We start from the raw sequence: 15,959 nt of genomic DNA on the forward strand, positions 1-15,959 counted from the left end.
CTCACCAGACCCTCTCTTTGCTCATGGATAAATTTTACATTATATTATTTGAAAAAAGACGCCTTCAATGCGCCCATGGCGTTAAAGGAGTCTTTTGGTGCAAAGCTGTTCAATTTAGTTCTTTCATTAACTTAACCAATGCATCACCATGGCATAGTCAGAGATCACAAAAACCAGCAAGCTAACGGCTCCAAAACCAATGGCAAATTTGTTCTTCTGGGGAGCTTTCAATAGTCGAACAACCCCGACCAAAATCAAGATGGTAAATAAAATCATAAACACATCAAAGGTATGAAATTTAGACGGTCCTTGCGCGGCAACTTCTGCAAGCAGCATAACCTTACCTCCTCAAAAATGTTGTCAAGCAAGATCCAGTAATCCCCATATCACCTTCTATGTTATCGCTACCATTTGGGCGATGCAATAGGTTTTGTAGAAAAATTATGTATTTGTCGCAAAAAATATATTTTATCCCTGCAAAATCCGTAATGACGATGAGATTAATCACTGACAATTGGGTGCGGCTTAGTGAAAAGTGCTGTGAGCCCAATCAACTCTATCGTCATGAAGGTTACAATAGAAAGTCCGTTAACTGCTTTAGAGTTGAGATAAATTGAGCAGTGAATTGAAATTTAGAACTTAGAACTTAGAACTTAGAACTTAGAACTTAGAACTTAGAACTTAGAACTTAGAACTTAGAACTTAGAACTTAGAACTTAGAACTTAACATTCTGAGCTCAAAATTTAGGTTTTTAAAGAATTAGGGAAATTCTCCCTAAAATTGTCCGATTAACAGTTCATTTTGTGGTTATCAGGGAATTCCTCCCTAAAAATCATTAGAAAACCGGGTATATGAGTAAATTCACCCGATAATTGGGGAGATTTTCCCGGATTTTACCTTATATGATCTAAAAACTCGGATTTTCAGGGAGGTTTTCCCTAATCTAACAAACAGTTATTTGATAGAGTGATATGATGATTAATTATTCGGTTTTCAAGGAACTTTTGACCCTAACTTTAATCAATTACCCGTTAACCCTATCAACAGAATACTCCTCATTGAATCTTACTACGAACATGTCCTACATATGCCTACCTTGCCTATTATTAAATCCATTTTTTCTATAGAATTCGTATAACTTTTGCTAGAAATATCACATCATATATCTATGAGCCATCTTTCGCACAATTACCAGATAATCCTACAACGCCTTAAGTGGCTTTGACTCCATTCTAGAGGACGAGGTTAGCTATTAGCTGTTAGTTGTCAGATGTTTCCCTTCAAGAAATTATTGCTTACAACCTACAATAAAAGCCCCGGCAAGATACCGAGGCCTTATTATACATAGGTTATATTACTCACTGTTTATTTGGTTTCCGCCGTCTCAAGCATAAGCGCTTCGGTCCGCTCTGTATCACGAATCAGAACCGGCTTCAGATATTTACCTGTGTAAGACTCTGTGACAGTAATGATCTTCTCCGGTGTTCCTGTTGCCAGGACGGTACCACCGCCGCTACCACCTTCCGGTCCCATATCGATGATATAATCCGCTGTCTTGATTACATCCAGATTATGTTCAATAACAAGAACCGATTCTCCGGAATCCACCAAACGATGCAATACCTCAAGCAGACGACCAATGTCATCTACATGCAGGCCTGTCGTAGGCTCATCCAAAATATAAAGTGTTTTACCCGTGCTGCGACGGTAGAGCTCAGAAGCCAATTTTACCCGCTGTGCTTCACCACCGGATAAAGTGGTTCCCGGTTGACCAATCTTAATATAACCAAGTCCTACATCCATCAGTGTTTGCATTTTACGATGGATACGCGGAATATTCACAAAAAACTCTGTTGCGTCCTCTACCGTCATCTCTAACACATCTGAAATGTTTTTGCCTTTATATTTCACTTCTAGTGTCTCGCGGTTATACCGTTTGCCTTTACATACTTCGCAAGGGACATATACGTCCGGCAAGAAGTGCATCTCAATCTTAATGATCCCGTCTCCACGGCAAGCTTCACAACGTCCGCCTTTTACGTTAAAGCTGAAGCGTCCCTTTTGGAAACCACGTACCTTAGCCTCATTTGTCTTGGAGAATAGGTCACGGATGTCATCGAATACACCTGTATAAGTTGCTGGGTTGGAGCGCGGTGTCCGCCCGATTGGCGACTGATCGATTTCAATAACCTTATCGAGATTTTCTAGTCCACGAATTTCTTTATGCTGACCAGGACGCACCTTCACAGCCTTATTCAGCTGCCGTGCTAAACTCTTGTAAAGAATCTCGTTGATAAGCGAGGATTTACCGGAACCCGATACACCTGTCACCGCTGTAAATACACCTAATGGAATCTTCACATTCACATTTTTCAGGTTATTCTCTTTAGCACCACGTATTTCTACCCATCGATCATCGGTAGGACGGCGTTTAGCGGTAACCGGAATAAATTTACGTCCACTTAAATATTCACCCGTTAATGAATTTGGATCTTTCATAATCTCTTCTGGCGTCCCTTGAGCCATAACTTGTCCACCATGAATACCTGCGCCCGGACCAATATCAATAATATAATCCGCTGCCATCATCGTATCTTCGTCATGCTCTACAACAATCAGCGTGTTGCCTAAATCACGCATATGCGCAAGCGTAGAGATCAGGCGATCATTGTCCCGTTGATGCAAGCCAATACTTGGCTCATCCAGAATGTACAATACACCCATGAGACTTGAACCAATCTGAGTAGCCAACCGAATACGCTGCGCCTCACCACCGGAAAGCGAACCCGCTGCACGGCTAAGCGTCAAATAATCCAAGCCTACATTCACAAGGAATCCAAGCCGATTGCAGATCTCTTTTAGAATGAGATTGGCGATGGCTGTTTCTTTTTCGCTCAATTTTATCTCTTCAAACCAATGCTGGCAGTCTCCTATTGAAAGGTCCGTAACATCAGAAATATTATGATCATTGATAGTCACAGCTAATATTTCTTTTTTCAGACGTTTACCTTTACATACATGACATGGCTTAGCACTCATAAATCCTTCGATAAATTCACGAATACCATCCGAAGCAGTTTCACGGTAACGCCGCTCTAGGTTAGGTATAATCCCTTCAAAAGCAACCATCGCATCTTTCTTTTGACCGAAATCATTTTCATAACGGAAGCGGACCTTCTCACTGCCTGTACCGTTCAGTAATTTATTCATATGATCAGGTGTCAGACTGCTTACCGGAACGTTCTGTGGAATTTTAAAGTGTTCACAAACCGACTTCAGGAATTGCGGATAGTAATTAGAAGTACTTCCAGTCCAAGCTAAAAAAGCACCTTCTTCGATGGATTTCTCAGCATCAGGAATAAGCAGGTCTGGATCGACCACCATCTTCATGCCAAGTCCATCACACTCTGTACAAGCTCCAAACGGACTGTTGAAAGAGAACATCCGTGGTGCCAACTCTTCAATACTAAAACCACAAATTGGACAAGCAAAGTTAGAACTGAAAAGCAGCTCTTCCTGGCCGATGATATCCACAAGGATTTTACCGCCCGAAAGCTTAAGCGCCGTCTCCAGTGAATCCGTCAGTCGGGTCTCCACATCGTCTTTAACAACGATCCGGTCTACCACAACTTCTATTGTATGTTTTTTATTCTTTTCTAGTTCAATATCCTCAGACAGATCTCTTAGCTCCCCGTCCACACGCACACGTACGAAGCCTTGCTTGGAGATATCTGTGAAGAGCCCTTTATGCTCACCTTTACGTCCTGAAATGATTGGCGCCAGGATCTGCAACCGAGTTTTCTCGGGATACTGCATAATCCGGTCTACCATCTGTTCAACGGTCTGGGAGGTAATCTCAATACCATGCTCTGGGCAATGGGGATGACCAATACGTGCAAAGAGCAACCGCAAATAGTCATAAATCTCCGTAACTGTACCTACCGTGGAGCGTGGGTTCCGGCTTGTTGTCTTCTGATCTATAGATATCGCCGGGGACAAACCATCAATTGAATCCACATCTGGTTTCTCCATTTGTCCCAAAAACTGACGTGCATAAGCCGACAAAGATTCAACATAACGCCGTTGTCCTTCAGCATAAATCGTATCAAATGCAAGCGACGATTTACCTGAGCCGCTAAGTCCCGTCAGCACGACGAAACGGTCACGTGGAATCGTCACATCGATGTTTTTGAGATTGTGCGCCCTCGCGCCTTTAATTACAATATTTTCGTTCGCCAACGGAACCTCTCCTTTTAAAAAAACTATTTCAACTTTATTTCAAAATATTCTCAAAGCCTTTTCAAAGCCTTTCGATCCCTCCCAAACCCTCTCTTCCAAGGGAGGGCCCCAAGGGTTGCACCCTCTGGACACCCGCATTTTCTGGAGAAGGAGTATGGTGGGACGTAACTTAGTGACTATAATGCTCAGAGCGCTTATCCCTGCGGGACCGCTTGGACATTCTCGCACTACCTAAAAGCAGGTACAAGCAACTGTCATAGACGTTGCATGGTGCTGTCCCTGCGGGATACGCATAAGTACCAAGTACATTGCCTGGTGCTGTCCTACGGGATACGCGTAAGTGCCAAGTACATTGCGGGCGCTGTCCCTGCGGGATACGTTTAAGTGCCATAAACATTACTGGATACGCGGCCCTCTATTGATTCAAAAAGAACGGTCTAGGACAGCACCGTTCAATACCTATTTTAAATATCGGTGATGCATTAATGGTTTGTTACTCAGCCCGAAGCTCCAGCAATGCGTCACGCAGCTCTGCCGCACGTTCGAATTGCAGGTTCTTGGCAGCGTCCTTCATTTCAGCTTCCAGACGCTGGATCAGACTTTGTTTTTCTTTCTTATTCATCTTGCCACCAACACCTGTGAGATAATCGGCTTTAGACTCAGCAACCTTCGTCGCCTCGATGATGTCACGCACTTTTTTATTAATGGTGGTTGGGGTAATGCCATGTTTCTCATTATGAGCAATCTGAATGGCGCGACGGCGCGATGTTTCGCTCATCGCTTTCTCCATCGAATCAGTTATACGATCACCATACATGATTACACGACCCTCAGAGTTACGAGCCGCACGGCCAATCGTCTGAATTAGTGAACGTTCGGAACGAAGGAACCCTTCTTTATCGGCATCGAGAATTGCAACTAAAGATACCTCCGGTAAGTCGAGACCTTCTCTCAGGAGGTTAATCCCTACCAGTACATGGAACGTACCGAGACGAAGATCCCGCAAGATCGCCATCCGTTCCAGTGTTTTGATGTCAGAGTGCATATAACGAACCTTAATACCGATTTCCTTAAAGTAGTCTGTCAGATCCTCCGACATCTTCTTCGTCAAAGTGGTAACGAGTACACGTTCATCACGTTCAACCCGGTCACGGATTTCGCTAATCAGATCATCGATCTGGCCTTCTGTAGGACGAACCTCAATGATTGGATCCAATAGCCCAGTCGGACGGATAATCTGCTGCACCATAGTTTCGCAGTGTTCCATTTCATAAGGTCCAGGTGTCGCGGAAACGTAAATGATCTGGTTCACTTTATCTTCGAACTCTTCGAACTGAAGCGGACGGTTATCCAGTGCAGAAGGCAGACGGAAACCATGCTCTACCAACACTGTCTTACGCGCCCGGTCACCGTTATACATCGCCCGAATTTGCGGAAGGGTAACATGGGATTCATCTACGACAATTAACATATCATCAGGAAAATAATCCATTAACGTATATGGAGTTGCTCCTGGCTCCCTGAAGGTTAGCGGCCCGGAATAGTTCTCGATCCCCGAACAGAAACCCACTTCCTTCATCATCTCAATATCGTAACGTGTCCGTTGTTCCAGACGTTGCGCTTCCAGGAGCTTGCCTGCGTCACGAAGCACGGTCAGCCGCTCTTCCAGCTCCCGTTCAATATTGACTATTGCTACACGCATCGTTTCTTCCTTGGTAACAAAGTGAGAAGCCGGAAAAATGGCGACATGGTCGCGTTCACCGATCAATTCACCCGTTAAAACATCAATTTCAGTGATCCGCTCAATCTCATCGCCAAACAATTCAACGCGAATCGCATGTTCACCCTGAGATGCCGGGAAGATTTCAACCACATCACCACGTACACGGAATGTTCCGCGTACAAAATTGATATCATTGCGCTGGTATTGAATATCCACCAGTCTGCTCAGAATCTCATTGCGCGGCTTCTCCATCCCAACCCGCAAGGACAACAGCAAGCTTCCGTATTCCATTGGTGAACCGAGACCGTAAATACAAGACACACTCGCTACAATAATAACGTCACGCCGTTCGAACAAGGAGCTTGTCGCGGAGTGGCGAAGTTTATCAATCTCTTCGTTAATGCTGGAATCTTTCTCAATATAAGTATCGGAGGAGGGAATGTACGCCTCTGGTTGGTAATAGTCGTAGTAGCTGACGAAATAGTCTACCGAATTATTCGGGAAAAACTCCTTAAACTCACTTGCCAGCTGGGCAGCCAGTGTCTTGTTATGCGCAATAACCAGCGTGGGGCGATTTAATTTGGAAATAACTTGCGCGACAGTAAAGGTCTTCCCTGTACCTGTCGCTCCCAGCAGCGTCTGGTGCTTCTTACCCTGCCGGATGCCTTGTAGTAATTCATCTATGGCATGAGGCTGATCGCCCTGGGGTGTATACTCGGACTCCAATTCAAAAGTCTTCGTACTGACGACAATATCACTCATTTGCCCGTCTCCCCTCTATCGTCTAAACTAGATTAATATATTATAATTGTTGTCTGAATCTTCTCTCTCCATACGATAGTAAAAAATATGGAAGATAAGAATATGTGTTCCCGTTCATTATACAGTGTTGCTTAGATCGATGCAAACCATAATACACAGAAATGTTAGGAGCTTGAAGCATGGATATTACCGCAATAATCGGCCTAGTGGCCGGACTGGCTGCGCTAATCGGCGGCTACCTCTGGGAAGGCGGAAGCCTTTCCGGACTGCTGCAGCTTAATGCAGCTTTGATTGTATTTGGAGGTACGATTGCCGCCGTAATGATCAGCTTCCCGGCAGCTAAGCTACGTTCCATTCCCACCGCTCTGCGCATGGCTTTTGGCCGCAATCCTGAACGTGATGAAGAGAAGGCAGAAGAGCTCATCGCAATGGCCACAGTGGCCCGCCGTGGCGGCGTTTTAATGCTCGAAAAACAAGCGGAGGTACATCCTGATCCTTTTACCCGTGAAGGACTGCTGCTTATCGTCGATGGCACTGACCCTGAGCAGGTAAGACAGATTTTGGAATTGGAAATGGATGCGAAAGAATTGAAGCATGAAAGCTACGCCAAGATTTTTGAAGCCGCTGGTGGATATGCTCCAACGATGGGGATCATCGGTACAGTTATGGGACTCATTAGGGTACTGGGCAACCTTACAGACCCATCAAATCTAGGTACCTCTATCGCAGTAGCGTTCACTGCAACACTGTACGGAGTAGCCATCGCTAATCTAATATTTTTACCCATTGCTTCCAAAATCAAATCCCGCAGCCAAAGTGAGCTGCATAGCATGGAGATGCTGCTAGTAGGCATTCTTTCTCTACAAAACGGGGATCATCCGTTGCTGGTGCGTAAAAAACTGAACTCCTTCATTTCAGACACCACCACAGATGACCGTGCAGAAGCAAGAGGTTTTATATGAGACAAAGAGACCGGCGCAAACGGCGGGTAGAGAATCGAGAAAGCCGTGATCGTTGGATGATTACTTACGCAGATCTAATTACGCTTTTACTTATATTTTTCGTTATATTGTATGCGATGAGCAGCCTGGACACTGACAAATACAATATCGTAACCGGCTCTTTATCCCAGACTTTCAAGTCGAGCAGCACTGTTCTTGAAGGCGGAGATGGTATTTTAGATGCTGGAAAGACCCCTGACAACAAACCAGAGAGTACAGATGGGAATGGGAACGCAACTGCAAAACCAAATGACGGTTCTGATAAACAAACGGAGAATGAAACACCTTCAGCACGGGAGTTGGCTTTTCGAGAACAAGAGGCGAAGCTTGCTGAGTTAATGGGTGTGATCACCCACTATGTGGAGGAGAATAATCTCGGTGAACAAATATTTGTAGCCGACAAACCGCAGGGCATAGAAATCACGCTCAGCGACCGTTTTCTTTTTGATGTGGGTAAAGCAGATGTGAAGTCACCAGCCCTTCCTGCTCTTCAGCAGTTGTCAGGCTTATTCAAAGATATCGGGGCAACGATCAGCATTGAAGGACATACGGATAATACACCAGTGTCATCAGCTTCCCGTTATAACGACAATTGGGAGCTATCGGGTGCTCGTGCGCTTTCTGTGCTGCGCTTTTTCTTAGATAATGAAGGACTGAACCCGGACACTTTTCAATATGCAGGTTATGCCGATACCCGACCAACAGCAGATAATACTACGGTAGCAGGCAAACAAAAAAATCGACGCGTAGAGATCATTGTACTTCGACAGCTTCAAGAGGTGGAATAAAATATAGTTGTTTGCGCTCAGAGCTAAGTTCGGCGGCAGGAGCCTTTGCAATTACCACATTGAGCTAACAAGGGGCTTCATCCAATTTAATTAGGGAAAACCTCCCTGATTATTCACCTATTATCGTATCCAATCGCGGAATGAGGGAATTACTCCCTGATTATTACTCTTTTTAGTCTGAAATAGTGGTTTTACCGAGATGATTAGGGAGGAATTCCCTAAAACCCTAACTCTCAAGCTATAATCGTCTAAAATGAGGGAGGTTTTCCCTAATTCCATACTCCACTAGACCCTCAAACCACTCGATTGGGTTTACGAATACTCGCACAATCTACATAAGAAACACAAACAGCAAGTCCCCAAATCGCAGAAACTTGCTGCTAAAAACATCACACTTGATCAGACTATTTCCCGTCCCCAATTTCCAATTATTCAGCAACTAACGCGCTATAACCGGCTGCATCTAACAGACCTTTTACAGCATCAGCATATTCTCCATCAACTTCAATCTCAAAAATCCAACCCCCGCCATATGGCTGATCATTGATAAGCTCCGGACTAGCTTCTAATCCATCATTCACCTTGGTAACCGTCCCAGAGACGGGCGAATACAATTCCGATACCGTCTTAACGGATTCGATACTGCCTACGCTGTCACCGGCCGAAATGGTTGATCCTACCTCAGGAAACTCAACAAATACGATGTCGCCTAATAAATGCTGAGCATGGTCCGTAATCCCAACACGTACTACTCGTCCTTCTACTTGCTGTGCCCATTCATGCTCTTCGCTGTAAAGAAGGTTGTCTAATACTTCACTCATTTCAAGCCGCCTCATTTCCAATTTGGAGTTCTAAATTTAGTTATAGCCTAAGTTATCCCGGCTCACAATGTCAATATTACTAACAGGAAATTTAAATTTGTCATTTTTTCGACGTTTTCTTGTTGACAGCGCCCGACTATACCCGTTTAATGGAGACATACAAGAAGAAACGACGTTGTCGTCTTTTTATAGACAATCGCCGTTTCTCGGAGAAATATAAGGATAATGTATAATGTGAACCATATACTTTCTTATATTTGAAATAAATATAGTTGCGGATGATGGCATAGGGAGAGACTGTCTCACTTGAAGACGGCGCCGAAGGAGTAAGCCCTAACAGGGGTGAATCTCTCAGGCAAAAGGACCTTTGTCGGACGTATCTCTGGAGAGCATCAGACGCAAGGCTAGATGCGTCAGATCACCAACGGGGAAACCTGCAAGCTAGTTACGGCAGGGTAACTCTCAGGTACAAAGGACAGAGCAGAAAGCGATTTGTGCATTTATGCATGATTGCTTCTGCCTGTCCTTTTTTCGTATGTAATCAGATCAAGGGGAGTGACGACATGGATGCTTTGAGAAGAACACCTTTTTATGATCTCTATTCCGCTTATGCGGAATCCAGATGCATTGACTTCGGTGGCTGGGAGCTGCCAGTACAGTTTACAGGTATCGTAAAAGAGCATGAAGCCGTTCGCCAGCAGGCTGGGCTGTTCGATGTCTCGCATATGGGTGAATTCATGGTGATTGGGAGCGGTGCAGAAGCCTTTTTGCAAAAAATGACAACCAATGATGTCAGCCGTCTCACGGATGGTGCGGCACAATATACACTGCTCTGTTATCCAAATGGCGGAGTTGTCGACGATCTACTCGTGTATCGCCTAAGCGAAGGGCATTATATGCTCGTCGTTAATGCCTCCAACATCGACAAAGACTTCCAGTGGCTGCAAGAGCATTTGACCTCTGAATTCGGCGAAGTCACGCTCACTAATGTCTCTGACGAGACGCTTTTGCTCGCCTTGCAGGGTCCTCTGGCAGAAACCATTCTCGCGGAAGTTACTGATGCTCCTATTTCAACACTCAAGCCTTTCCATTTCATCGAACGCGCCACCGTTTGCGGTGTAGAGGTACTTATCTCCCGTACGGGTTATACCGGTGAAGATGGCTTCGAGATTTACGCTCCGCTGGAAGGTGCAGAAACGTTATGGAACGGACTGCTTGCAGCAGGCGCGCCCCACGGATTAACACCTGCTGGACTGGGTGCACGGGATACCCTGCGTTTTGAGGCAAAATTACCACTGTACGGTCAGGAACTATCCGCTGACATCACCCCGCTTGAAGCAGGAGTACAGTTCTTCGTGAAGCTGGACAAAATAGACTTTATCGGACGCGATGCACTAATACAGCAAAAAGAAGCTGGGATTCCCCGTCGCCTTGTCGGCCTAGAAATGATTGATCGAGGCATTCCACGCTCCCATTATCCTGTTTGGGCAGATGGGGTTAAGATTGGTGAGGTCACAACCGGAACACAGTCCCCTACGCTGAAACGGAACCTGGGGTTGGCTTTGATTGATGCTGCTTACAGTGAAATAGGCACAGAGGTTTACGTAGAGATACGCGGCAAGCAGCTTAAGGCTGTAGTGATCAAGGCCCCTTTTTACAAGTATAAACGCCTTTAGCGTCCATATAAGGACGGTGAGCTTTTAAGCGAGAAATAGAAGGATAAAGTATAGCGTGAAAATTGTACTTTCTTATATTTTAAAAAAAGCCAAGGAGTGAAACCTTAATGAAGCACCGTTATCTGCCCATGACAGAACAGGACCGCGTAGAGATGATGGAGGCCGTCGGGATTCAGTCTATAGATGAGCTGTTCTCCGATATTCCTGAAGCGGTACGTTACCAAGGCACTATGCCGATGTCTGAACCACTCGATGAATACGCCCTGCTGCGCCACATGAAAGGTTTGGCTGACCAAAATGCCGACTTTGATTCTCACGCCAGCTTCCTCGGCGCCGGATTATACGATCATCACATCCCTGTGGTCATCAACCATGTCATTTCCCGTTCTGAATTCTACACTGCCTACACTCCTTATCAACCGGAGATCAGCCAAGGTGAGCTGCAAGCGATCTTCGAATTCCAATCCTACATTTGCGAACTAACCGGTATGAAAGTTGCCAATGCCAGTATGTATGATGGCGCTACAGCTTTATCCGAAGCAGCGGTTCTCGCGGCTGGTGCTACCAAACGCAAAAAATTAATCGTCTCCCGTACCGTTCATCCTGAGGCTCGCCAAGTGCTATGTACTTCGGCTAATGCTTGGGGTCTGGAGGTGGTGGAGATTGACTATAAAGACGGTGTTACCGATCAAGCTAAACTCGCTGAAGCTATCGATGGAGATACTGCCGCAGTGCTTATTCAATCGCCTAACTTCTTCGGCAGCATCGAGGATCTTCGCTCGGTTGAGCCGCTGATTCACGCGGTTAAAGGTCTTCTTGTAGTCAGCGCGAACCCAATAGCTCTAGGTGTACTTGAAACTCCGGGCAAACTTGGAGCCGACATCGTAGTGGGTGATGCTCAGCCACTTGGTATTCCAGCTTCTCTCGGGGGTCCAACTTGCGGATTCTTTGCCGTAGCTGATCACCTGATGCGCCGCATGCCAGGCCGGATCGTTGGCCAAACGGTAGACCGTAACGGTAAACGTGGCTTCGTTCTTACACTTCAAGCGCGTGAGCAGCATATTCGTCGTGAAAAAGCGACATCGAATATCTGCTCCAATCAGGCGCTGCTGGCTCTCTGCGCATCCGTCTACTTGTCCGTTATGGGCAAAGAAGGCATGCGTGAAGTAGGCGAGCTAAATATTCGCAAAAGCCATTACGCTGCTAATAAACTCAGCGGACTAACAGGTGCTGAACTTGCCTTCTCCTCCCCATTCTTTAACGAATTTGTCGTGAAGCTTCCTGAAGGCAGCAGTGTGGCCTCTATTAATTCGAAGCTGCTGAAGGAAGGTTATCTTGGGGGTTATGATCTGGGTCGTGATTATCCTGAACTTGCTGGACATATGCTGGTTGCCGTAACGGAAAAAAGAAGCAAAACCGAAATCGACCAATTCGCTAGCGCACTGGAGGGCTGTTTATGAAACCGGAGCAAAGTCTAATTTTTGAATTAAGCCGTCCGGGCCGTTCGGCCTATTCTTTGCCACTATGCGATGTGCCGCAGGAAGAAACCTTGGAATCCCTAATTCCATCGGATTTACTCCGTAGCGAACCCGTCGTACTTCCAGAAGTATCGGAAGTGGATGTCATTCGTCACTACACTTCTCTTTCACGTCGCAACTTTGGTGTAGACAATGGCTTCTATCCACTCGGTTCATGCACGATGAAATACAATCCGAAGATTAACGAAGATGTTGCCCGCTTCTCCGGCTTCGCCAAAATTCATCCCTACCAACCGGAAGAAAGTATTCAAGGCGCACTTGAATTAATGTATACCCTACAAAATGATCTGTCCGCGCTGACGGGCATGGATGCAGTATCCTTACAGCCTGCCGCAGGTGCTCATGGTGAATGGACCGGCCTCATGATGATCCGCGCCTACCATGAAAGTCGCGGCGAGACGCGTACTAAGGTTATCGTGCCGGATTCCTCGCACGGAACCAATCCTGCTAGTGCCTCAGCAGCAGGACTTGAAACGATCACGATCCCTTCCACAGATAAAGGAATGGTCGATCTTGAAGCACTGAAGGCAGCCGTCGGTAGCGACACAGCCGCACTGATGCTGACTAACCCAAGCACACTCGGCTTGTTCGAGACCCAAATTGTCGAGATTGCTGAGATCGTGCATGAAGCAGGGGGCTTACTCTATTACGATGGAGCCAACTCCAATGCCATTATGGGCATTACCCGCCCTGGCGACATGGGCTTTGACGTTGTGCATCTGAACTTGCATAAGACAATGAGCACCCCACATGGCGGTGGCGGCCCTGGAGCCGGACCAGTCGGCGTAAAATCTATCCTCATTCCATTCTTGCCACAACCTACTGTGGTAAAGAATGAAGATAGCAGCTTCTCACTTCACTTCGGTGGTCCTGAATCTATTGGACGCGTGAAAGCTTTTTATGGAAACTTTGGTATTCTGGTTCGTGCCTATGCCTATATCCGGACCTATGGTCCAGACGGACTGCGTGAGGTATCCGAAAATGCTGTGCTGAATGCGAACTATATGATGCACCGTCTGGCGCCGTATTTTGAAATCCCATATCCGGGTGTATGTAAGCATGAATTCGTGATGTCCGGCAAAAACCTCAAGCAATATGGCGTGCGCACCTTAGACGTTGCTAAACGATTGCTCGACTTCGGCTACCACCCGCCAACCGTGTACTTCCCTCTGACTGTTGAGGAATGCATGATGATCGAGCCGACGGAAACCGAAAGTAAAGAAACGCTCGACGGCTTCATCGATACGATGATTCAGATTGTGAAAGAAGCGCAGGAGACACCAGAAATTGTAATCAACGCACCGCATACCACAGAGATTAGCCGTTTGGATGAGACACAGGCTGCGCGTAAGCCAGTTTTGAATTGTTCTTGCGGTTAAGTACTTATCAAAAAAATGTTCTAGACAGATAAAAGCCATCCTCCGTTGTTGATTAATTTCGGAGGATGGCTTTTATATCTTATGTACAAACGAGTATTTTGATGTTTATCATCAAAATTTACAACTTAAGTATTTCTATCAATTCCCATCTCTCGCTGATATCCATCTTACTATAAATACTCTTAACGATATTCCGCACAGTCCCCTCTTTCACATTAAGGTCATTGGAAATTTGCAACGCACCTTTTCTTAGTGACCAGTGATACGCTACCTCCCTTTCTCTGGGCGATAATCGATACGAATCACACTTTTCCTGAAATCTGTACTCAATTAACTTTGGGCTTCGTTCCTTCAACTTCAGAACAATCTTTTCGGATAATTGTTTAATAAAGAGAATCGAAAAGCCAATTTGCCTCTCGGCTTCAAATGAAATGTCGATATATCCACATATACAACCATTTATCATTATAGGAGCGCATACACAATTCCACTCTTTAAACATTGGCATACTATGCTCTTCTCCACGCACTACTGCAATTGATTTAACCTCCATCGCTAGTGAAACTGCATTTACTCCAGAGAATTGCTTCGAAAGGTTAGTTCCACTCCTAATTCCAAAATGATCTACTTTCTTCTGAAACGCTTCGAAAGGAGCAACAATATTAATAATATTGCCGGCTTGATCTGTTAAGAAAAAAACAAAGGGCAATAAGAGAAATTCCGTTACTTTCGCCAATTCTGAATGTAGTACTTCAACCAATACCTCGTAGGGAACCAGCTCTTCTATAGAAAAGGATTTTTCTGTTTTGAGGTTACTCCAAGGTTGGCAAAATTCACACAAGGAATTATTAGATTTTTTATCTACATCATCTACCGTAAACCAAGCTCGTTCACATTCAAGAATATCCAAAACAAACCATTCTCCCAACTTATGGTATTAATTAAACAGAGCATAACACTCCATTCAAAAGAAAACAATGACATAAGTCGTGAGGTTTGTGTTAGATCAAAAAGATAAAAAATTGTTAAATAAAGTGGATTTATTGTAAAAAAAATATATTTTAGCACAGATTAACTCAAAAGGGAATATGTACTGAGGGATATGTATCTTAATAGATATTCTAGTTACTATAAAGTTATTAATCCACTCATCAGGGAGTTTAACAATTACGATAGGTTTGTGAAAATTCACATAGTTATGATCTTTTTTAGGAGGTGCTGAATTGTTTGAAATTCAAAAAAATCAAGAAATTTTGCTTGAAAATGTCCTTTCCGTTAGAAAGAAGATGAATCAAGAAGAATTACAAATAGAAATAGCTCAAACTGCAAAAATAATAGAAAAATATCAAGCAGTGAAAGCAGGACCCCTTATTACGAGCACATTCTCGGTGGAGATTGTTAATGGGGAATATTTAATGGACATGGAGATTATGATTCCTCTCAATAAGCCTTTTCCATCAGATCAAACTTATAAACACAAAAAAATTTTCCACTTAGTTAATGCCCTATCCTGCAGATTCATGGGGAACCCTGTTGGAGTACAAAGTACATATGAATCTATTATAAAGTACATATCAGATAAGGGACTTCAACAAATCACAGCATTTTATAATGTGTACACTTCAGATAACTCTGAAGCTTCCTTAGAAAAAATGATTATTGACATTTATGTAGGTGTAAATCCATCTATTTTATAAAAATGAGGAGCCGGCTATGAAAAAAAAAATAGTGATTTTCTGTTTTAGTATCACATTAATTTTCACTATCTTGAGTTTTATTTATTATATCGATACCTTTCAAGATACTACAATTACTGTATTAGGAACTCTTTTGATTTTGAATCTATTTATCATCAGTGAATGGAATAAGCTTAGACTGGGAAATCAAAATATTAAGCTTTGGAAGGTGTATTTTTCAGTTATTTGCTCAGGAATTATATTGATAGCCAAAATGAATAGGATTACTAATGGTCCCATATGGATACCCTTTTGTTTCACAGGATTTATCGCTCTCATATTAATTGGATTGAAT

The 15,959-nt window shown here is 44.3% G+C and carries 11 protein-coding genes and 1 riboswitch; of the genes, 6 read left to right on the plus strand and 5 right to left on the minus strand.

Annotated features, from left to right (window positions below):
• Window positions 1-126: 126 nt before the first annotated feature.
• The 3 genes from NYE35_RS28620 to uvrB all read right to left on the minus strand — a co-directional run bounded on the left by NYE35_RS28620 (window position 127) and on the right by uvrB (window position 6,725).
• On the minus strand, window positions 127-336 hold the full coding sequence (locus tag NYE35_RS28620; RefSeq protein ID WP_036678627.1) for a DUF2759 family protein: 210 nt from the start codon (window positions 334-336) through the stop codon (window positions 127-129).
• A gap of 1,030 nt (window positions 337-1,366) precedes the next feature.
• Window positions 1,367-4,240 carry an excinuclease ABC subunit UvrA gene (gene uvrA, locus NYE35_RS28625; RefSeq protein WP_036678625.1) on the minus strand — a complete coding sequence of 958 codons (2,874 nt, stop codon included), beginning with the start codon at window positions 4,238-4,240 and terminating at the stop codon, window positions 1,367-1,369.
• 493 nt (window positions 4,241-4,733) lie between these two features.
• Window positions 4,734-6,725 (minus strand): excinuclease ABC subunit UvrB, encoded by a 1,992-nt coding sequence (gene uvrB, locus NYE35_RS28630; RefSeq protein WP_036678623.1) that lies wholly within the window; start codon window positions 6,723-6,725, stop codon window positions 4,734-4,736.
• A gap of 179 nt (window positions 6,726-6,904) precedes the next feature.
• On the opposite strand from uvrB, the gene NYE35_RS28635 reads away from it, so the two are divergent.
• Both NYE35_RS28635 and NYE35_RS28640 read left to right on the plus strand, forming a co-directional pair.
• Window positions 6,905-7,687 (plus strand): flagellar motor protein, encoded by a 783-nt coding sequence (locus tag NYE35_RS28635; RefSeq protein WP_038573511.1) that lies wholly within the window; start codon window positions 6,905-6,907, stop codon window positions 7,685-7,687.
• Window positions 7,684-8,514 carry a flagellar motor protein MotB gene (locus tag NYE35_RS28640; RefSeq protein WP_036678617.1) on the plus strand — a complete coding sequence of 277 codons (831 nt, stop codon included), beginning with the start codon at window positions 7,684-7,686 and terminating at the stop codon, window positions 8,512-8,514. Before NYE35_RS28635 ends, NYE35_RS28640 begins: the two co-directional genes overlap by 4 nt.
• A gap of 428 nt (window positions 8,515-8,942) precedes the next feature.
• Here the strand turns inward: NYE35_RS28640 and gcvH are convergent, their stop codons facing one another.
• Window positions 8,943-9,335 (minus strand): glycine cleavage system protein GcvH, encoded by a 393-nt coding sequence (gcvH, locus tag NYE35_RS28645; protein ID WP_036678614.1) that lies wholly within the window; start codon window positions 9,333-9,335, stop codon window positions 8,943-8,945.
• Window positions 9,336-9,613: 278 nt separating this feature from the next.
• A riboswitch (glycine riboswitch) is annotated at window positions 9,614-9,712 on the plus strand.
• A gap of 186 nt (window positions 9,713-9,898) precedes the next feature.
• Between gcvH and gcvT the strand changes: the two genes are divergently transcribed.
• The 3 genes from gcvT (at window position 9,899) to gcvPB (ending at window position 13,928) form a co-directional block, all read left to right on the plus strand.
• Window positions 9,899-11,011, plus strand: a complete 1,113-nt coding sequence (gene gcvT / locus NYE35_RS28650) for a glycine cleavage system aminomethyltransferase GcvT (RefSeq protein WP_094901220.1) — start codon at window positions 9,899-9,901, stop codon at window positions 11,009-11,011.
• A 107-nt stretch (window positions 11,012-11,118) separates the two neighbouring features.
• Window positions 11,119-12,471, plus strand: coding sequence for an aminomethyl-transferring glycine dehydrogenase subunit GcvPA (gcvPA, locus tag NYE35_RS28655; protein ID WP_036678609.1), 1,353 nt, complete (start codon window positions 11,119-11,121; stop codon window positions 12,469-12,471).
• Window positions 12,468-13,928 carry an aminomethyl-transferring glycine dehydrogenase subunit GcvPB gene (gene gcvPB, locus NYE35_RS28660; protein WP_036678605.1) on the plus strand — a complete coding sequence of 487 codons (1,461 nt, stop codon included), beginning with the start codon at window positions 12,468-12,470 and terminating at the stop codon, window positions 13,926-13,928. Before gcvPA ends, gcvPB begins: the two co-directional genes overlap by 4 nt.
• Before the next feature lie 118 nt (window positions 13,929-14,046).
• On the opposite strand, the gene NYE35_RS28665 is transcribed toward gcvPB, so the two are convergent.
• Window positions 14,047-14,838 carry a helix-turn-helix transcriptional regulator gene (locus NYE35_RS28665; protein ID WP_036678603.1) on the minus strand — a complete coding sequence of 264 codons (792 nt, stop codon included), beginning with the start codon at window positions 14,836-14,838 and terminating at the stop codon, window positions 14,047-14,049.
• Between the two features lie 313 nt (window positions 14,839-15,151).
• On the opposite strand from NYE35_RS28665, the gene NYE35_RS28670 reads away from it, so the two are divergent.
• Window positions 15,152-15,625, plus strand: a complete 474-nt coding sequence (locus NYE35_RS28670) for a hypothetical protein (RefSeq protein ID WP_341122299.1) — start codon at window positions 15,152-15,154, stop codon at window positions 15,623-15,625.
• Window positions 15,626-15,959: the final 334 nt, after the last annotated feature.

Source organism: Paenibacillus sp. FSL L8-0494, from assembly GCF_038003695.1.
Classification (GTDB): Bacteria; Bacillota; Bacilli; order Paenibacillales; family Paenibacillaceae; genus Paenibacillus_AQ; species Paenibacillus_AQ odorifer.